This is a genomic window from Pseudomonas sp. RIT-562, assembly GCF_026241895.1.
Lineage (GTDB): Bacteria > Pseudomonadota > Gammaproteobacteria > Pseudomonadales > Pseudomonadaceae > Aquipseudomonas > Aquipseudomonas mandelii_F.
This window is the reverse complement of sequence record NZ_JAPJIV010000005.1, coordinates 125,650-145,303: the sequence shown is the minus strand read 5'-3', so window position 1 is coordinate 145,303 and position 19,654 is coordinate 125,650. Positions and strand designations below refer to the sequence as shown.

Genomic DNA, 19,654 nt, shown 5'->3' with positions numbered 1-19,654 from the left:
TCTTGATTCGTTCACATGCCTTCAATGACAGGCGAGTCGAAAAAAGGGGCCAGGCGTTACACACTATTTTTGCGCGGCAGCAACGTCACCCAATAGCGGGTTCGCGAGTGCACCTCCAGTGGCAGGCTGGCGGCGAGCAGCGCGAGTACCCGGTCGGTGTCGTCCAGGCGGAAGCTGCCGGTGACTCGCAGGTTTTCGAGCTCCGGCTCCCAGCGCAAGACACCCGGTCGATAGGTGCTCAGTTCGCGCAGGAAATCTCCCAGCGGCTGGTCTTTTGCCATCAGCACACCCTCACGCCAACCCGGCGCCAGTGTATCGAATGCAGTGATCGATCCGGCACCTGCGGCCTGCAGGCTCACCTGCTGGCCCGCGCGCAAGGCCAGGGCCGGCCCGCGCAAGGGTTGCAACTGCACGGCACCGTTGTACACCGACACTCGGCAGCCACGGGCGTCCTGGCGAACGCAGACTTCACCCTGGCTGACGACGACATTGCCAAAGCGGGTTTGGATCGTCAGTGGCGGATCACTCGGCACCCTCAATGACAGTTCGCCCTCGATCAGCTTGACTCGGCGCGCCTGCAGATCCACATCCACCGCGCTGGCGGTGTTGAGCTGCAGCGCGCTGCCGTCGGCCAGTTGTACTTTCTTGCGCTCGCCGACGGCGGTGTGCAAGTCGGCACGCCAGGTGTCCAGGGGTAGTTGCCGGCTGATCAACCACGCTGCTGGCACCAGGGCCACCGCGCCCAGGGCGCGCTTAAGCACTTTGCGCCGCGCCGGGTCCGGGCGATCCAGGCTGCTTAGTGCCAGACCTGAAGGCAGGTCGGCAAATCGCTGGCGCAACGCCTGGGCTTTCTGCCAGGCCAGTTCGTGAGTGGCGCAAGTGTCACGCCAGCGCTGCAAGTTCGCCCGATCCTGCTCGTTGGCAGCGCCGGACTCCAGCAATGCAAGCCATTGCGCGGCGGCACGAACGGCCTGGCGGGGATCGGACGCCTGAGTGTTCACAGTTCCACCAGCAGGCAGTGTTCATACGCCTGGGCCATATAACGCTTGATGGTGCGCTCGGACACTTGCAGGCGTTCTGCTATTTGCGCGTAGGTCAGCCCTTCCAGCTGGCTCCACAAAAAGGCCCGGCGCACGGCCCGCGGCAAGCCGTCGAGCAACTCATCCAATGCTTGCAGGGTTTCCAGCAGCAGCCAGCGTTGCTCGGGAGACGGCGCGCAATCTTCAGGCATCAACGCCAGCGCGGCCAGATAGGCCTGCTCCAGGCTACGGCGCTGGTAAAAATTGCTCAGCAGGCGTTTGCCTACGGTCAACAGGTAGGCACGGGGCTCTTGCAGGTCGGCGATGCGCTGGGAGCTGGCGAGAACTCGCAGGAAGGTATCCTGACTGAGGTCAGCCGCATCACAGCCATTGCCCAGGCGTTTGCTCAACCAGGTTTCCAGCCAGCCACGGTGATCGCGGTACAGGTCGTGAAGGCTTGGCTCCTTCGGCATCACTGCATCACTCATCTCAAGAAGCCCTGTGCCAGGAGTTATCGTAAATGAGAGTGATTCTAATTAATGTCGGCGCTGTAGAGGAAGCTCTTTATGCAGCAAGAGCGGAGAAAGATCTCACTGTGGGAGCGAGCCTGCTCGCGATGGTCGCGAGGGCACCGCGATAAACCAGAAGGCCAGCGTGATCGTTGACGTCCATCGCGAGCAGGCTCGCTCCTACAAGGGGGGGGGCGGAGTTTCATGGGGAGATATAAATCGCAGACACAAAAAACCCCGGTCTCTCGACCAGGGTCTTTGCTATCGACTCGAAGTTAACCAATGGTTTTCTTCGTAGCTCCAAGGCGTTCAGTGGGCCTTGTAGCAGATATGGCGCAGCGGACGGGACTCGAACCCGCGACCCCCGGCGTGACAGGCCGGTATTCTAACCGACTGAACTACCGCTGCGTATCGCTTTGGACTTGCGTCCTAACTCGTCTGATTGGAAGCTTCGAGGCTTTCAATCTCGAACCAGGTTAAACCTGACTCGGAAAATATGGCGCAGCGGACGGGACTCGAACCCGCGACCCCCGGCGTGACAGGCCGGTATTCTAACCGACTGAACTACCGCTGCGCGTCGGTGGAGGCTTTTAAAAGCTTCCATCTTGCTTTCGCAAGACTCTCGGAATTGGTGGGTGATGACGGGATCGAACCGCCGACATTCTGCTTGTAAGGCAGACGCTCTCCCAGCTGAGCTAATCACCCGTTTGCATCTCCGAGGCCGCGAAATTTACGCAGGTAGCGAACCTAAGTCAATAGCAGGATTGAAGTTTTTCTGAAAAAGGCGAAATCGTGTCAGGCGCTGGTGGTGCGGCGACCTTGAGGCCGCTATCGCGAGCAGGCTCACTCCTACAATGGTGCGTGTGGCATTTGTAGGAGTGAGCCTGCTCGCGATGGGGCCTGACCCTGTCACTCGCTGTAAATCATCTTCTTGGTCATGCCGCCGTCCACCACAAACTCCTGCCCCGTGACAAAGCCGGCGTTCCTCGACAGTAACCAGGCCACCATCGCCGCCACATCCTCGACCGTCCCTACCCTGCCCGCCGGATGCTGGGCATGGTCGGCGTCGGTCAGTGGCTCGGCGCGGCGCGCTGATGGGTCGCGTGCGTCGATCCAGCCCGGACTGACCGCATTGACCCGGATCTCCGGCCCCAGACTGATCGCCAGTGCATGAGTCAGGGCCAACAAGCCGCCCTTGCTCGCCGCATAAGCTTCAGTGTCGGGCTCCGACTGTCCGGCGCGGGTCGAGGCCAGGTTGACGATCGAACCACTGTGAGCACGCAAGTAAGGGGCACAGTGCTTGGCCAGCAGCATCGGACCGCTCAGATTGACCGCCAGCACCCGATTCCAGTAAGCCAGGTCGAGACTTTCCAGCGTGATGTTGTGCGGGTCGGTCACTGCCGCGTTGCAGACCAGCGCATCAAGCCGCCCGAACTGGCCAAGCACTTCGGCCACACCCAGTGCCACCTGCCCCTCGTTCGAAACGTCCATGGCGATGAACCAGGCGTTGTCGCCCAGCACCTTCGCCACTTTCGATCCGCGGACCCGATCCAGGTCGGTCAGCACGACTTGCCAGCCTTCACTGATCAACCAGGCCGAAATGCCCAGGCCGATGCCACGCGCAGCACCGGTGACCAGCGCGACGCGGCCATTGGTGCCGGTGCCGGGTGTCGACAATTCGATCACAGCGCAGCCAGGCCGCGCGCCAGATCGGCTTGCAGGTCTGCCACATCTTCCAGGCCAACCGCGACGCGGATCAGGCTGTCACGAATCCCCGCTGCTTCACGCTCCTGCGGCGCCAATCGACCGTGGGAAGTGGTGCTTGGGTGGGTGATGGTGGTCTTGCTGTCACCGAGGTTGGCAGTGATCGAGATCAGCCGAGTCGCATCGATAAAGCGCCACGCGCCCTCCTTGCCACCCTTCACCTCAAAGCTCACCACCGCACCAAAGCCTTTCTGTTGACGCAAGGCCAGCTCGTGCTGTGGATGGCTCTTGAGGCCGGCGTAATGGACCTTCTCGATGCCGTCCTGCTGCTCCAGCCATTCGGCCAGCTGCTGGGCGTTGGCGCAGTGCGCCTTCATCCGCAAACCGAGGGTTTCCAGGCCCTTGAGAAAGATCCAGGCGTTGAACGGGCTCAGGGTCGGCCCGGCGGTGCGCAGGAAACCCACGACTTCTTTCATGTGTTCGCTGCGACCGGCGACCACGCCGCCCATGCAACGACCCTGGCCGTCGATGAACTTGGTTGCCGAATGCACCACGATGTCGGCGCCCATCTTCAGCGGCTGCTGCAATGCCGGGGTGCAGAAACAGTTGTCGACCACCAGCATGGCGCCTTTGGCGTGGGCGATTTTCGCCAGCTCGGCGATGTCCACCAGCTCTGCCAGCGGATTGGAAGGAGACTCGACGAACAACAGCTTGGTATTGGCCTTGATCGCCGCATCCCAGCCGGAAAGGTCCGCCAGGGGCACGTAGTCGACTTCGACGCCGAACCGCTTGAAATACTTTTCGAACAGGCTGATGGTCGAGCCGAATACGCTGCGCGACACCAGCACGTGATCGCCGGCGCTGCACAGGCTCATGACCACGGCCATGATCGCCGCCATGCCAGTGGCGGTGGCCACGGCTTGCTCGGCGCTTTCCAGCGCGGCGATGCGCTCTTCGAAGGCACGCACGGTCGGGTTGGTGTAGCGCGAATAAACGTTGCCCGGCACTTCGCCGGCAAAGCGCGCCGCCGCATCGGCAGCGGTGCGAAATACGTAGCTGGAAGTGAAGAACATCGGATCACCGTGCTCGCCTTCCGGCGTGCGGTGCTGGCCGGCGCGTACGGCCAGGGTATCGAACGCTACGCCTTCGAGGTCGCTGTCCAGCCGACCGGCATCCCAATCCTGACTCATGCTGTCACTCCTTTCCCTAATCTCGTCAATTAAAAGCCAGATACAAAACCGGCCCCTCAGGGCCGGTAGTTACTCAGTTGTTGTACAGGTCAATGATCGCGCTGACTGCCTGGGTCTTGACCTTGGAGGCATCGTTGCGTGCCTGCTCGATCTTGTTCAGGTAAGCCTCATCGACATCACCGGTGACGTACTGGCCGTCGAACACCGCGCAATCGAACTTGTCGATCTTGATCTTGCCGCCACCGACCGCTTCGATCAAGTCAGGCAGGTCCTGATAGATCAGCCAGTCAGCGCCGATCAGGTCGGCGACGTCCTGGGTCGAACGGTTGTGGGCGATCAGTTCGTGGGCGCTCGGCATGTCGATGCCGTAAACGTTCGGATAACGCACTGCTGGCGCTGCGGAGCAGAAGTAGACGTTCTTGGCGCCGGCTTCGCGAGCCATCTGGATGATCTGCTTGCAGGTCGTGCCGCGAACGATCGAGTCGTCCACCAGCATGACGTTCTTGCCGCGGAATTCCAGTTCGATGGCGTTGAGCTTCTGGCGTACGGATTTTTTCCGCGCAGCCTGGCCCGGCATGATGAAGGTCCGGCCGATGTAACGGTTCTTCACGAAGCCTTCGCGGAATTTCACGCCCAGGTGGTTCGCCAGCTCCAGGGCTGCGGTGCGGCTGGTGTCCGGGATCGGGATGACCACGTCGATGTCGTGTTCCGGACGCTCGCGCAGGATCTTCTCGGCCAGCTTCTCGCCCATGCGCAGGCGGGCTTTGTACACCGATACGCCGTCGATGATCGAGTCCGGACGCGCCAGGTAGACGTGTTCGAAGATGCACGGGGTCAGGGACGGATTGTTTGCGCACTGGCGGGTGTGCAGCTTGCCGTCTTCGGTGATGTAGACCGCTTCACCCGGTGCCAGGTCGCGAATCAGAGTGAAACCGAGCACGTCCAGGGACACGCTTTCGGAGGCGATCATGTACTCGACGCCTTCGTCGGTGTGACGCTGGCCGAAGACGATCGGGCGGATGCCGTGCGGGTCACGGAAACCGACGATACCGTAGCCGGTGATCATCGCCACGACCGCGTAGCCGCCGACACAACGATTGTGCACGTCGGTGACCGCAGCAAACACGTCTTCTTCGGTAGGCTGCAACTTGCCGCGCTGGGCCAGTTCGTGGGCGAACACGTTGAGCAGCACTTCCGAATCGGAGTTGGTGTTGACGTGGCGCAGGTCAGATTCGTAGATCTCCTTGGCCAGCTGTTCAACGTTGGTCAGGTTACCGTTGTGCGCCAGGGTGATGCCGTAAGGCGAGTTGACGTAAAACGGTTGAGCCTCGGCCGAGGTCGAGCTGCCGGCGGTCGGGTAACGGACGTGGCCGATACCCATGTGACCGACCAGACGCTGCATGTGACGCTGATGGAACACGTCACGTACCAGGCCATTGTCCTTGCGCAGGAATAACCGGCCGTCATGGCTGGTCACGATACCGGCAGCGTCCTGGCCGCGGTGCTGGAGGACGGTTAGCGCGTCATACAGCGCCTGATTGACGTTCGACTTACCGACGATACCGACGATGCCACACATGCGACGCAACCCCTACTTAATGGATCTGAACTGAGCAACACTCACTGCGGCGTTTTGGCCGTCGGCAAGAGTTGCTCCTTGAACGGTATTTCAGCGGGTACGCTGATACCGCTGGCAAGCCACTGACTGCTCCACCCGAGAATCAGGTTTTTGGACCAGTCTGCGACCAATAGAAACTTTGGCACGAGCTGTGATTCTTTCCACCACCCGTCCTGCTGTACCGGCCCCAGGCTTAACAGCCCGACCGCCACGACCACCAGCAACACGCCACGCGCGGCGCCGAAGGCCATGCCGAGGAATCGATCGGTCCCGGATAACCCGGTGACGCGTACCAACTCGCCGATAAGATAATTGATCATTGCGCCTACTATCAGAGTGGCGACAAACATGATGGCACAGCCCGCGATCACGCGAGCCGATGGCGTTTCGATGTATCCGACGAGGTACTCGGACAATGCACCACCGAACATCCAGGCGACGACCCCTGCGATGATCCAGGTCACCAGCGATAATGCTTCCTTGACGAAGCCGCGGCTAAGACTGATCAATGCGGAGATGGCGACGATTGCAACGATCGCCCAGTCAACCCAGGTAAATGGCACAGTGCAGCCTACAGACGGATAAGGCGGCGCATTTTAGCAGAGCGCATGCCTGTCGGTAAGCTGCGATTGTCAGTGCTTTTCAAATCAGGGTGATAGTTTTAATCCTATCCACTCCACAGCGAACTGTATAGCAGCTGGCGCAGCCTGCGTTCGGCTGCGAAGCAGTCGTCGATCAGGCGATTGGGCACATCAGGCACTCGGCGCAAACAGGGTTTACGGCTGCTGCGCAGCCGAACGCAGGCTGCGCCAGCTGCTACATGGACCGGTGGGCGTCTGTTAACCGCGCTCTGGCTGGAAACGCACCACAAAACCCTTGAGGTTCTGCTGGCGGCTCAACAAATCGCGCAGACGGTCGGCTTCGGCGCGCTCGATCAGCGGCCCGACAAATACCCGATTCTTGCCATCAGCGGTGCGGATATAGGCGTTGTAGCCTTGGGCGCGCAAGGATTTCTGCAGGCTTTCGGCACTGGCCCGATTCGACAGGCTGGCCAGTTGCACCGACCAGCTGACCGACAGGCCATTGGCATCGACGCGGCTTTGGCTGGTGTCCGGCTTGCCCGGCGCTGCAGTAATCGGCTGGGCCGGAGGCGTGCTGGGCTTGGCGGCCAACGCCGGCACTGGCGCCGGGGCTGGCGCTACAGGCTTGGCTGCTGGGGCCGGAACAGGTGCGGGAGCTGGCGCTGCAGGCGTGATCGGCGCGGACGGCGTTTCCTGCTGGGCGATTTCTTCATCGCTCGGCACCGGTTCCTGCGGCAGCGCCTGGGGCTCAGGCACCACCACTGGCTCGACCTGAACCTGCGGCACCGAAGGCGCTTGCGGTGCAGCCGGCGCCTCGACGGTCACCTGGCGTTGCTCATCCTGGCGGGAAAACAGCATCGGCAGGAAAATCACCGCCAGCGCCACCAGCACCAGGGCGCCGACCATGCGTTGTTTGTAAGCCTTATCCAGCAATGCCATTTGCCGCTTCCTCCGTGGAGCGCCGGGCCAACCACTCAAGGGCCTCGGCGACACAATAAAATGATCCGAACAACAGAATCTCGTCGTCGCTCGTCGCTCGTGCGCACTGCCCTTCCAGGGCGGCGGCCACGCTGGCATAGGACGTTACCGATGCGCCAAGGTTCTGCAGCGCCTGCGCTAAATCGGTCACCGGGCGGGCCCGGGGCGAATCCAGCGGCGCCACGGCCCAATGCTCGACACTGGCATTCAACTGGCCGACGACACCGTCCAGGTCCTTGTCCGCCAACAAGCCAAACACTGCCAGGCGTTTGCCAACCGGTGGACGGCTGGACAGACGGCGAGCAAGGTATTCGGCCGCATGAGGATTATGCCCCACGTCGAGCAACAGGTGCAGACGTTTGCCCTGCCAGTCGAACTCGCGGCGATCAAGCCGCCCCACTACACGAGTCGCTGTCAGGGCTGCAACGATCTGCGCCTCTACCCAAGGCAGCCCGAGCAGAAGATAGGCTTGCAGGGCCAAGGCGGCGTTTTCCATGGGCAGGTCGAGCAATGGCAGGTCACGCAACTCGACTACCCGGCCCTGGGCATCAAGGCCGCGCCATTGCCAGTGGTGGTCAGTAACGCCCAGATCAAAGTCACGCCCGCGCAGGAAAAACGGGCAAGCCAGTTCGCGGGCTTTATCCAGCAGAGGTTGCGGGGGATTCAGATCGCCGCAGAGCGCCGGGGCGCCGTGGCGAAAAATACCGGCTTTTTCGTAGGCCACAGACTCGCGGGTATCACCCAGGTAGTCGGCGTGGTCGACGCCGATGCTGGTGACCAGCGCCATGTCCGCATCCACCACGTTGACCGTATCCAGCCGCCCACCCAGGCCGACTTCAAGCACCACCGCATCCAGCGCAGACTGTTGAAACAGCCAGAACGCCGCCAGGGTGCCCATTTCGAAATAAGTCAAGGAGGTGTCGCCACGGCCCGCCTCGACTGCGGCGAAGGCCTGGCACAACTCGGCGTCAGTCGCTTCAACGCCATTGACCTGCACCCGCTCGTTGTAACGCAGCAGGTGCGGAGAATTGTAGACACCGACGTTCAGGCCCTGCGCGCGCAGCAATGAAGCCACGAATGCGCAGGTAGAGCCCTTGCCGTTGGTGCCGGTGACCGTGATCACCCGAGGCGCCGGCTTGCCCAGTCCCATGCGGGACGCTACCTGTTGCGAGCGCTCCAGCCCCATGTCGATGGCCGAAGGGTGCAACTGTTCCAGGTAGGCGAGCCACTCGCCAAGGGTACGTTGGGTCATATGTTGGCAGGCACCGGCGGAACCACGATCGGCTCGATCGGCGCGGCGACGAATTTCGGCGTCGGCAGGCCCATCATCTGAGCCAGCAGGTTGCCCAGGCGCGGACGCAGTTCCTGACGGTGGATGATCATGTCGATCGCACCGTGTTCCAGCAGGAATTCGCTGCGCTGGAAACCTTCCGGCAGTTTTTCGCGCACGGTCTGCTCGATCACGCGCGGGCCGGCAAAGCCGATCAGGGCTTTTGGCTCGCCGACGATCACGTCGCCCAGCATCGCCAGGCTGGCAGACACACCGCCGTAGACCGGGTCGGTCAGCACGGAGATGAATGGAATGCCTTCTTCACGCAGACGCGCCAGGACCGCAGAGGTCTTGGCCATTTGCATCAGGGAGATCAGCGCTTCCTGCATCCGCGCGCCACCGGAAGCGGCGAAGCAGATCATCGGGCATTTGTTTTCCAGGGCGTAGTTGGCGGCGCGAACGAAGCGCTCACCGACGATGGCACCCATGGAACCACCCATGAAGGAAAATTCGAAGGCCGAAACCACCACCGGCATGCCCAGCAGGGTGCCGCTCATGGACACCAGCGCGTCTTTCTCGCCGGTGGCTTTCTGGGCTGCGACCAAACGGTCCTTGTACTTCTTGCCGTCGCGGAACTTCAGACGGTCGACTGGCTCCAGGTCAGCACCCAGTTCGGCACGGCCTTCGGCGTCGAGGAAGATGTCGATGCGCGCGCGCGCGCCGATACGCATGTGGTGATTGCACTTTGGGCAAACATCCAGGGTCTTTTCCAGCTCCGGACGATAAAGCACCGCCTCGCAGGATGGGCACTTGTGCCACAGACCTTCAGGCACCGAGCTCTTCTTGACCTCGGAACGCATGATCGAAGGGATCAGTTTGTCTACTAACCAGTTGCTCATGCTTTCTTTCTCCAGTACCGGCGGCTCGAACGCTCTGGTTCGCAGCCCCGCGTATGCCCTTGAGCTAAATTCATGTGTGCGGCGATGATCGAAGGATGGCCGGATCAGCGAATCGTGACCTGCGTACCACCCAAAAACCCTCAGCCATGCCTGTGGACGGCGGCAGTCTGCCAGCCGTCACATCAACGTGCCGCGTACCGCCTTGATGAACGCGTGAATCTTTGTGTGATCCTTGATGCCCTTGCTCGCTTCCACCCCGCCGCTGACATCCACCGCATAAGGCCGCACCCGGGTGATCGCCTCTGCGACGTTATCCGGGGTCAGGCCGCCAGCCAGGATGATAGGCTTGCTCAGGCCTTGCGGAATCAGAGACCAGTCGAACGCCTCCCCGGTTCCGCCCGGCACGCCTTCGACATAGGCATCAAGCAGAATGCCGCTGGCGCTTGGAAATGCATTGCATGCCGCCGCGATATCATCGCCGGCCTTGACCCGCAGCGCCTTGATGTACGGCCGATGCCAGCCCTCACAGTCAGCGGCGGTCTCATCGCCATGGAACTGCAGCAGGTCCAGCGGCACCGCGTCGAGGATTTCTCCCAGTTCGCAGCGACTGGCGTTGACGAACAGGCCGACGGTAGTCACGAACGGTGGCAGTGCCTGGATGATGGCGCGTGCCTGTTGGAAGGTAACGGCGCGCGGGCTCTTGGCATAGAACACAAAGCCGATGGCATCCGCACCCGCCTCGACCGCTGCCAGCGCATCCTCTATGCGGGTAATCCCGCAAATCTTGCTGCGAACGGCTGACATGTCGATTAAACCCCAAGGTAATTCCGGGAAAGTCCCGGATGGTAACAAATGCATTCGAGGGCGTCAGCCGTCAAGTTCGGCGAAACCGGTGAGGAAGTGTGGGCCAATGTAACGTTCGGGCAACTGGAACTCGTCACGGTATTCGACCTGCACCAGATACAGCCCGAACGGATGTGCGGTCACCCCGCCAGAGCGGCGGATTCGGCTCTCCAGCACTTCCTTCATCCACTCCACCGGACGCTCGCCGCAGCCGATGGTCATCAATACGCCAGCAATGTTGCGCACCATGTGGTGCAGGAACGCGCTGGCGCGGATATCCAGTACGATCATCTTGCCATGACGAGTGACCCGCAGGTGGTGCAGCTCCTTGACCGGCGACTTGGCCTGGCACTGGCCGGCGCGGAAGGCACTGAAGTCATGGGTGCCGACCAGGTACTGCGCCGCTTCGGCCATGCGCTCGACGTCCAGCGGACGGTGGTTCCAGGTGATCTCTTCGTTCAGGTGGGCTGGACGGATCTGATCGTTGTAGATGACGTAGCGATAACGCCGGGCGATGGCCTTGAAACGCGCGTGGAAATGCGCAGGCATGGCCTTGGCCCAGCTGACGCTGACGTCGTGGGGCAAGTTGATATTGGCGCCCATCACCCAGGCTTTCATCGAGCGCTCGACCTGGGTGTCGAAGTGCACCACCTGGCCACAGGCATGCACCCCGGCGTCAGTACGCCCGGCGCAGAGCAGCGAGACGGGGGAGTCGGCGACTTTCGACAGGGCCTTTTCCAGGGTTTCCTGCACGGTGAGCACGCCGGACGCCTGGCGTTGCCAGCCGCGATAACGCGAGCCTTTGTATTCAACGCCCAGTGCGATGCGGAAAAAACCGTCGGCCGCCATTTCGGCGGCCGGATTATCTATGTTTGCCAAGGGGTGACAGCCTGCTGATGTGCGCAAAGGCGGGCATTATAAGGCTGTGGGGCGGGGATGCCAGTGCAACAGTCGGGACAACGTCGAATGTGCCGCCGCCATCGCGAGCAGGCTCACTTCCACAGGGATGGGTGTTGCCCAAATAATTTGCGCCAGACGCCAACCCCTGTAGGAGTGAGCCTGCTCGCGATGGCGATCTAACAGCCACTGCTAACCTGGCGCAAAAACAAAAACGGCAGCCTCAATGGCTGCCGCTGTTGTTCACACCCAAGCTATCAAACCAGCCGCGACAGCATTTCCTTCGCTTCGCTCTTCTGTCCGTCATCGCCCTCGGACACCACCTCATTGAGGATGTCCCGCGCGCCATCACTGTCGCCCATGTCGATGTAGGCCTGGGCCAGGTCAAGCTTGGTCGCGACTTCGTCAGTGCCCGAGAGGAAATCGAACTCGGGCTCGTCGTCTGCGGAAACCAGGGCATCGTCGGCGGTGAAGGTCGGCGCGCTGATATCCCGGGACAGGCGATCCAGTTCGGCGCTGAGATCATCCGGCTCGGCGGACGGCGCTGCAGGTGCGGCCTGCGCGTCCATCTCGTCAGCCAGCGACAAGTCGAAGTCGTCGGGCAATTCCAGGTCGTCAACCTCGGGAGCGCCTGGCAGATCAGCGCCAGGCAGATCCTTGACGCCTTCGTCCAGGTCCAGCAGGAAGTCATCTTCGGCCAGGATAGCTGGCGAGGTGTCAGCACCGAGGTCCATGTCCAGGTCGAAATCCGACAGGTCGTCGAGGTTCTCCTTGATTTCGGTCTGCTGCTGCAACACCGATTCGAAGCTCAGGTCATCGTCCGACGGGAAATCGTCAAGCTCACCCAGGGTGTCCGGCTCCGCGACAGGCGGCACTACCGCCGGGGACGCGGCTTCCAGATCATCCAGGCTCAGGTCGAAAGTTTCGTCCAGCGGATCTTCAGCAACCGGCGCCGGCTCTGGCGCCGGTTCCTGTGGCTCATCCAGCATCAGGTCCTTGACATACTGCGCATCCATCTGCGCGGTCAGGGCTGCGGCGGCAATACCGCCTGCGGCCACCAGCGCCATGGCCGGGAAGCGGCTCTTGAGCTGTTCGACCTGGGCGTAGTTATCGCCGTTGGCCACCAGCTTGCGTTCCTGGGCAACAAAAGCATCACGATCGCCCTGCTGGCCGTAGATTTCCATCAGCTTGAGGCGCAAGTCGCTGCGCTGAGGCTCTTGCTTGATGCCTTCTTCCAGCAGCGCGCCTGCCTGATTCAACCGGCCGGCGTTGATATGCGACTGAGCCCGGGGCAAGACGTCATCGGAGTGTACTGCGGCCGGCGAAATCAGCGGCGCCGCGATGGGCGGCGTGACGATCACCGGGGCAATCACCGGCGCGGGTGCTGGTGCGGGTACTGGCGCAGGAGCAGGAGTCGGCTCCGGCACCGTCGCCAGTTTCACGCTCGGCGGTGGAACTTCCAGGCCTTCGAAGCTGCTTTCCGGCAGGTCGTGATCGACCGAGAATTCTTGCTCTTCGGACAAGGCGCGAGCCATGCGCAAGTGCTTTTCCGCTTCCTGCTGGGCCTTGCGGCGACGGGCCAGCAGCAACAGCAGAAGCAGCAAAATGATCGCCCCGCCGCCGACCATGCCCAGGAGCCATGGGTTGGTCAGCAGGTCGTTGTATTTCTGCTCATCGGTGGCAGCGACTGGTGCTGGCTCGACAGGCTTGTCCTCGACCGCTGGCGACGCATCAGGGGCAGCGACCGGCGCAGGCGGCACAGCTTCTGCCGGGGTCGGCGCAGGATCGGCCGCCAGCTCGGCGTTGATGGCCGGAGCAGTCGCAACGGCTTCAGGTGCTTCTTGCGCGCCTTCGGCCTGCAACTTGGCCAGTTGATTGTTTTTCAGCTCGATCAGCTTCTGCAGCTTGTCCAGCTGGCTCTGCAGATCTGCCATGCGGCTTTTCAGTTCTTCGTTGTCCCGACGGGTGGTGTCGAGGCTTTCCTGGGTCACCGCCAGCTTGTTGCTCAGATTCTTCGCGTCGCCCGCCGCACCTTTCGCCCCAGCCTTGCCGGCCTCGGCCGAGACCAGGCTCAGGTTATCCCTGGCGGCTTGCGATGAAGGAGCAGCACCACGAGGCCGATTGGTGGCGTCGAGCTGCTGCTGCCCGGTGCCGGGCTGTGGCACATAACGCCGGCCCTGACGCCAGGCGGTGTTCTGCGCGGCGACTTCGGCAATGGCTTTGGATTGCGCCAGGCTGGTGCTCTGTGCCTGGTCTGGCAGGCGCAGCACCTGTCCGGTTTTCAAGCGGTTGATGTTGCCGTCGATAAAGGCATCCGGGTTCAGCGCCTGGATTGCCAGCATGGTCTGCTGGACCGAGCCGCCATTACGCGCCTTCGCGGCGATTTCCCACAAGGTGTCGCGGCGGGTAGTGGTGTACTCGGTCGGCTTGGTGGCACCGGTGACCGGCGCTGTAGCAGTCTGGCTCGGTGCCGGTTGCGCAGCGGCATCAGCCGTCTGCGGCGAGAACTTCGAAGGGTCGAGCAATACGCTGTAGTCGCGCAGCAAACGACCGTTGGGCCACATGACCTGCACGAGAAATTTCACCATCGGTTCGGACAATGGCTGGCTGGACGTGACACGCAGGATGCTTTTGCCGCCGGGGTTGAGCACCGGGGTAAAGGTCAGGTCGTTGAGGAACGCCTGGCGGTCGACGCCCGCCTTGGCGAAATCCTCTGCGGAGGCGAGGCTTGGCACCACTTCGGCGGCGGTCAGCTCCTTGATATCGAGGAGCTCGATTTCCGCCACCAGCGGCTGGTTCAGGGTGGACTTCAGGGTCAACTCCCCGAGCCCGAGGGCATGCGCCATACCGGAGGACAGCGCCGAGGCGGCCGCTATTGCTAACACCAGTTTGCGAACTTGAACCATAGCCTCATCCTTAGTTTGAACCGCGCTGTCGAGCACTGCGGGCAAGCATAGCGCCCGACAGCATTCAGTCGACAAATTATTGGCAAGTATCTTTTACGAAAGGCCTTTTATCAACAATTCAGCCACCTGGACTGCATTGAGGGCCGCACCTTTGCGTACGTTATCTGACGTCAGCCAGACATTTAGTTCCGACGGGTCGTCGATTCCCCGGCGAACCCGACCGACGTAGACCACGTCCTGCCCTACCGCGTCACCGACAGCAGTCGGATAATCGCCGGCCTCGACCAGCTCAATGCCTGGTGCATCATCCAGGGCGGCATTGATTTGCGCCAGGTCGACCTCGCCACCCGTTTGCAGGGTCACGCTATAGCTATCGCCGAAAAACACCGGGGCTTGAATGCAAGTGACGGATATTTTCAACGCAGGCAGCGACATTACCTGACGCACTTCGCGCACCAGGCGTTTTTCCAACAGCGTGTGGCCCTGCTCGTCAGGCTTGCCAACCTGGGCCAGCAGGTTGAACGCCATCTGCCGGTCAAAAAAGCTTGGTTCCAGCGGACGCACATTGAGCAGCTCAGCGGTCTGCCGGGCCAGCTCGGTGACGGCTTCGCGGCCTTGGGCGGAGACCGCGAGGCAGGCGGTCAGGTTGATCCGTTGCAGGTCGATGAGGCCCAGCAAGGGCGCCAGCACTACGGCCAAGGTAGTGGCCGACGGGCTCGGGCTGCTGACCTGGAATGGTTTTTTCATTCCCGCGAGTACCCGGGCATTCGCTTCGGGAACCACTTGTGGCGCCTGATCGGCCGGCAAGGCGCCGGAGAGGTCGATCAGCGAGCATCCAGCGGCAGTGGCGCGCGAGGCGAAACTGAGAGTGACGGCGGGACCGGCGGCGAAGAACACCAGCTGCACCTTGCTGAAGTCGAACTCATCGACTTCACGCACCCGCACGTTCTTGCCGCGAAACGGCACCGAGTGCCCGGCAGATTCGCTGCTGGCGAGCAGGTGCAGATTGCCCACAGGAAAGTCGCGTTCTTCGAGGATCTGCACCAGCGTTTCGCCGACAGTTCCGGTGGCGCCGATCACGGCAATATCAAAGGACTGGGTCATGGTGCTACCTCTGGCGAAACGGGGGGAGCGGCACTTTACCGGCTGGTGGAGGTGCAAGCAATTTTTGCCCTGGATCTGCTGCGCCTGTCCCGGCCTCATCGCGGGCAAGCCTTGCTCCCACAGCTTTAGGGGGGTTCCACAGACTCTGTGGGTGCCACAACCCCTGTGGGAGCAAGGCTTGCCCGCGATGAGGCCGAAGCGGTTAACATAAATCCATAAAAAAACCCGCACTTCTTTCGAGGCGCGGGTTCTTTCATTGCTTCAACCGATCAACGCTCCAGCAGGATCCGCAGCATGCGGCGCAGCGGCTCGGCCGCGCCCCACAACAGCTGGTCGCCGACGGTGAATGCGCCGACGAATTGCGAACCCATGTTCAGCTTGCGCAGACGCCCTACCGGAACATTCAGGGTGCCGGTGACCTTGGTCGGACTCAGCTCCTGGATGCTCGCTTCGCGGTTGTTCGGCACCAGCTTGACCCACGGGTTGTGCTGGCTGATCAGCCCTTCGATATCGGCGATCGGCACGTCTTTGTTCAGCTTGATGGTCAGCGCCTGGCTGTGGCAACGCATGGCGCCGATGCGCACGCAGATGCCGTCCACCGGGATCGGGCTCTTGAAGCGACCGAGGATCTTGTTGGTCTCGGCCTGGGCCTTCCACTCTTCGCGGCTCTGACCGTTCGGCAGTTCCTTGTCGATCCACGGGATCAGGCTGCCGGCCAGCGGTACGCCAAAGTTTTCGGTCGGGTAGGCATCACTGCGCATGGCTTCGGCCACACGGCGGTCGATGTCGAGGATCGCGCTGGCCGGGTCGGCCAGTTGATCGGCGACAGCGGCGTGGGTCGCGCCCATTTGCTTGATCAGTTCACGCATGTTCTGCGCGCCAGCACCGGAGGCCGCCTGATAGGTCATGGCGCTCATCCACTCCACCAGGCCAGCTTCGAACAGACCGCCCAGGCCCATCAGCATCAAGCTGACGGTGCAGTTGCCGCCGATGTAGTTCTTGGTGCCCGCGTCGAGCTGCTGGTCGATGACCTTGCGGTTCACCGGGTCCAGCACGATCACCGCGTCATCCTGCATGCGCAGGCTGGAAGCGGCGTCGATCCAGTAACCCTGCCAGCCGGCTTCGCGCAGTTTCGGGAAGACTTCGCTGGTGTAGTCGCCACCCTGGCAGGTCAGGATCACGTCGAGGGTCTTCAGCTCTTCAATGCTGTAAGCGTCCTTGAGCGGAGCAATGTCCTTGCCCACGGACGGGCCTTGGCCACCGACATTCGAAGTGGTGAAAAACACCGGCTCGATTAGATCGAAATCCTGCTCTTCCAGCATCCGCTGCATGAGCACGGAACCGACCATACCGCGCCAACCGATCAGACCTACACGTTTCATCGCAACTACACCTTCTTTAAAAAGTGGGCCGCTGCTTTCGAAGTTGAAAGTGGCAGCGGGCCCGAGAGATTACAGATTCCGCAGCGCGGCGACTACTGCGTCACCCATTTCCTGCGTACCAACTTTAGTGCAACCGGTCGACCAGATGTCGCCCGTGCGCAGTCCCTGGTCCAGCACCAGGCTCACGGCTTGCTCGATGGCATCGGCGGCAGCCTGCTGGTTGAAGCTGTAACGCAACATCATCGACACCGACAAAATGGTCGCCAGCGGGTTGGCAATGCCTTTGCCTGCGATGTCCGGCGCCGAACCGTGGCATGGCTCGTACATGCCCTTGTTGTTGGTGTCCAGGGACGCCGATGGCAGCATGCCGATGGAGCCGGTGAGCATCGACGCCTGGTCGGACAGGATGTCGCCGAACAGGTTATCGGTGACGATCACGTCGAACTGCTTCGGTGCGCGCACAAGTTGCATGGCGGCGTTGTCGACGTACATGTGGCTCAGTTCTACTTCAGGGTAATCCTTGGCCACTTGCTCGACGATTTCACGCCACAGCTGGCTGGAGGCCAGAACGTTGGCTTTGTCTACCGAGCAGAGCTTCTTGCCGCGGACCATGGCCATGTCGAAACCGACACGGGCAATGCGGCGGATTTCGCTTTCGCTGTACGGCAGGGTGTCGTAGGCCTGGCGCTCGCCGTTTTCCAGGGTGCGGGTGCCACGCGGCGCGCCGAAGTAGATGCCGCCGGTCAGTTCGCGAACGATCAGGATGTCCAGGCCGGCGACGATTTCCGGCTTGAGGCTCGAAGCCTCGGCCAGTTGCGGGTAGAGGATCGCCGGGCGCAGGTTGCCGAACAGGCCCAGTTGTGCACGAATTTTCAGCAGGCCGCGCTCGGGGCGGATATCACGCTCAATGGTGTCCCATTTCGGACCGCCGACGGCGCCCAGCAGGACTGCGTCGGCAGCGCGGGCACGCTCCAGGGTTTCGTCTGCCAGCGGTACGCCGTGTTTGTCGATGGCTGCGCCGCCGATCACGTCGTGGCTCAGTTCAAAACCCAGGTCGAACTTGTCGCTGGCCAATTCCAGGACTTTAACCGCTTCGGCCATGATTTCCGGGCCAATACCGTCACCTGGGAGAATCAGAATCTGCTTGCTCATGCTTTCCTCTTGTCATCAGTCGGTGCGCCCTGTGAGCACACCCGGAAAAATTCGGGGCTTATTTTTCAGCGAACAGCACCAGCACATCGGTACTGAAGGAGCCATCGGCGGCAATCTCGAAATACTCGCGCACTTCGTTGCCCATTGCCTGCTGCAATTGAAGGATGGCAGCGCGCATCACTTGGGGTGTACGCATGCGCTCGACCCAGCTGCTGTACTCCAGGCGCAAGCGTTGGCGCGTAGTGTTGCGGGTGTGCAACCCGGCCTCACTGACCTGGCGCAACCACTCGCCAGCAGAATAATCGCGGACATGGCTGGTGTCGCGCAGCACCTCGACGCTTTGCAGGTAAGTGTCGAACAACGGACTGCCCGGTGACAACACATCAATGAACGCCGCTACGCCGCCAGGTTTCAACACCCGACGCACTTCCCTCAACGCCAGGCCGAGATCGCTCCAATGGTGCGCCGAGTACCGGCTGAAGACGAAATCGAACTCACCATCGGCGAACGGCAGGCGCTCGGCGGCGCCGTTGACCGTAGTGACATTGCTCAAACCACGATCGACGGCAGCAGTGGCCACCACGTCGAGCATTTGCTGCGACAGGTCGTAGGCCACCACTTCCTTGGCCAGTGAAGCCACCTGGAAACTGACATGACCGGCGCCACACCCCAGATCGAGTACCCGTGCATCGCCCTGCCCGGCCAGTTCGGCCTGCAGCAGCGCGAACTCGGTGCCTTGAGCGTGTACGGCGCTGCTCAGGTAAGCGGCGGCCTGTTCACCGAATTGCTTTTGGACGACCTGGGAGTGCTGGGGGGTGCTGGTCATGGTTCGGTCCTGAATATGTGTTGTTTGAGCTACCGCTATCGCGAGCGGGCTCGCTCCTACAGGGGAACGCATTTCAAATGTAGGAGTGAGCCTGCTCGCGATGGCGTCATTACGCCTTACGCAAAATCAGGCATCACGAAACAACCAAGGCTGACTAGCCCGATGTTTGCCTTCAAACGTTGCGATCGCTTCATGGTCCTGCAAGGTCAGGCCGATGTCGTCCAGGCCATTCAACAGGCAATGCTTGCGAAACGCATCGATCTCGAAGCTCAGCACCTTGCCGTCCGGGCGAGTCACGGTCTGGGCTTGCAGATCGACCTGCAGCTGGTAGCCAGGATTTGCCTCAACCTGCTGGAACAACTCATCGACTTCAGCGTCGCTCAAGATGATCGGCAGCAAGCCATTCTTGAAGCTGTTGTTGAAAAAAATGTCGGCATAGCTCGGCGCGATGATGCTGCGGAAACCGTATTCTTCCAGGGCCCAAGGTGCGTGCTCACGGCTGGAGCCGCAGCCGAAGTTCTCCCGGGCCAGCAACACGCTGGCGCCTTGGTAGCGCTCGGCGTTGAGCACGAAGTCCTCGTTCAACGGACGCTTGGAGTTGTCCTGATACGGCTGCCCGACATCCAGATAACGCCATTCATCAAACAGGTTCGGGCCAAAACCGGTGCGTTTGATCGACTTCAGGAACTGCTTCGGGATGATCTGATCGGTGTCGACGTTGGCACGATCCAGAGGCGCGACAAGTCCAGTGTGCTGGGTAAAAGCTTTCATGCTGC

16 protein-coding genes, 3 tRNA genes and 1 pseudogene are annotated in these 19,654 nt (G+C 61.6%); all 20 read right to left on the bottom strand.

Annotated elements, in window-relative coordinates; all coding sequences use genetic code 11:
• Positions 1–56: 56 nt before the first annotated feature.
• Entirely contained in the window at positions 57–1,001 is a 945-nt protein-coding gene (locus tag ORL50_RS09155) for a FecR domain-containing protein (protein WP_266012932.1), read from the bottom strand.
• Positions 998–1,507 (bottom strand): sigma-70 family RNA polymerase sigma factor, encoded by a 510-nt coding sequence (locus tag ORL50_RS09150; protein ID WP_266012929.1) that lies wholly within the window; start codon positions 1,505–1,507, stop codon positions 998–1,000. Before ORL50_RS09150 ends, ORL50_RS09155 begins: the two co-directional genes overlap by 4 nt.
• A gap of 352 nt (positions 1,508–1,859) precedes the next feature.
• Positions 1,860–1,936 (bottom strand) — tRNA-Asp (locus ORL50_RS09145).
• 89 nt (positions 1,937–2,025) lie between these two features.
• Positions 2,026–2,102 (bottom strand) — tRNA-Asp (locus ORL50_RS09140).
• Between the two features lie 55 nt (positions 2,103–2,157).
• Positions 2,158–2,233: transfer RNA gene (locus ORL50_RS09135), tRNA-Val, on the bottom strand.
• 204 nt (positions 2,234–2,437) lie between these two features.
• Complete coding sequence (locus ORL50_RS09130) at positions 2,438–3,214, bottom strand: SDR family oxidoreductase (RefSeq protein WP_266012926.1); 777 nt, start codon at positions 3,212–3,214, stop codon at positions 2,438–2,440.
• The gene (locus ORL50_RS09125) at positions 3,211–4,422 is read right to left on the bottom strand and encodes an O-succinylhomoserine sulfhydrylase (protein ID WP_266012923.1); all 1,212 of its coding nucleotides are present in this window, start codon (positions 4,420–4,422) and stop codon (positions 3,211–3,213) included. The genes ORL50_RS09130 and ORL50_RS09125 overlap by 4 nt, the downstream gene beginning before the upstream one ends.
• 73 nt (positions 4,423–4,495) lie before the next feature.
• On the bottom strand, positions 4,496–6,001 hold the full coding sequence (gene purF / locus ORL50_RS09120; RefSeq protein ID WP_266012920.1) for an amidophosphoribosyltransferase: 1,506 nt from the start codon (positions 5,999–6,001) through the stop codon (positions 4,496–4,498).
• Positions 6,002–6,042: 41 nt separating this feature from the next.
• Complete coding sequence (locus tag ORL50_RS09115; RefSeq protein WP_247292521.1) at positions 6,043–6,603, bottom strand: CvpA family protein; 561 nt, start codon at positions 6,601–6,603, stop codon at positions 6,043–6,045.
• A 276-nt stretch (positions 6,604–6,879) separates the two neighbouring features.
• A complete protein-coding gene (locus ORL50_RS09110) occupies positions 6,880–7,560 on the bottom strand; it encodes an SPOR domain-containing protein (RefSeq protein ID WP_266012915.1) in 681 nt (226 codons plus the stop codon).
• Entirely contained in the window at positions 7,544–8,851 is a 1,308-nt protein-coding gene (gene folC / locus ORL50_RS09105) for a bifunctional tetrahydrofolate synthase/dihydrofolate synthase (RefSeq protein ID WP_266012912.1), read from the bottom strand. Before folC ends, ORL50_RS09110 begins: the two co-directional genes overlap by 17 nt.
• Positions 8,848–9,768, bottom strand: a complete 921-nt coding sequence (gene accD, locus ORL50_RS09100) for an acetyl-CoA carboxylase, carboxyltransferase subunit beta (RefSeq protein ID WP_045057943.1) — start codon at positions 9,766–9,768, stop codon at positions 8,848–8,850. Before accD ends, folC begins: the two co-directional genes overlap by 4 nt.
• Before the next feature lie 177 nt (positions 9,769–9,945).
• Positions 9,946–10,572, bottom strand: coding sequence for a phosphoribosylanthranilate isomerase (locus ORL50_RS09095; RefSeq protein WP_266012908.1), 627 nt, complete (start codon positions 10,570–10,572; stop codon positions 9,946–9,948).
• A gap of 63 nt (positions 10,573–10,635) precedes the next feature.
• The gene (truA, locus tag ORL50_RS09090; RefSeq protein WP_266013272.1) at positions 10,636–11,460 is read right to left on the bottom strand and encodes a tRNA pseudouridine(38-40) synthase TruA; all 825 of its coding nucleotides are present in this window, start codon (positions 11,458–11,460) and stop codon (positions 10,636–10,638) included.
• A gap of 305 nt (positions 11,461–11,765) precedes the next feature.
• A complete protein-coding gene (locus tag ORL50_RS09085) occupies positions 11,766–14,414 on the bottom strand; it encodes a FimV/HubP family polar landmark protein (RefSeq protein ID WP_266012906.1) in 2,649 nt (882 codons plus the stop codon).
• 93 nt (positions 14,415–14,507) lie between these two features.
• Positions 14,508–15,518, bottom strand: a complete 1,011-nt coding sequence (locus tag ORL50_RS09080; RefSeq protein WP_266012903.1) for an aspartate-semialdehyde dehydrogenase — start codon at positions 15,516–15,518, stop codon at positions 14,508–14,510.
• 269 nt (positions 15,519–15,787) lie between these two features.
• Complete coding sequence (gene asd / locus ORL50_RS09075) at positions 15,788–16,900, bottom strand: aspartate-semialdehyde dehydrogenase (RefSeq protein WP_045057948.1); 1,113 nt, start codon at positions 16,898–16,900, stop codon at positions 15,788–15,790.
• A 69-nt stretch (positions 16,901–16,969) separates the two neighbouring features.
• Complete coding sequence (gene leuB, locus ORL50_RS09070) at positions 16,970–18,052, bottom strand: 3-isopropylmalate dehydrogenase (RefSeq protein WP_266012895.1); 1,083 nt, start codon at positions 18,050–18,052, stop codon at positions 16,970–16,972.
• A gap of 265 nt (positions 18,053–18,317) precedes the next feature.
• A pseudogene (locus tag ORL50_RS09065) lies at positions 18,318–18,878 on the bottom strand (class I SAM-dependent methyltransferase); the annotation flags it as partial.
• A gap of 126 nt (positions 18,879–19,004) precedes the next feature.
• Complete coding sequence (leuD, locus tag ORL50_RS09060; protein ID WP_266012889.1) at positions 19,005–19,649, bottom strand: 3-isopropylmalate dehydratase small subunit; 645 nt, start codon at positions 19,647–19,649, stop codon at positions 19,005–19,007.
• Positions 19,650–19,654: the final 5 nt, after the last annotated feature.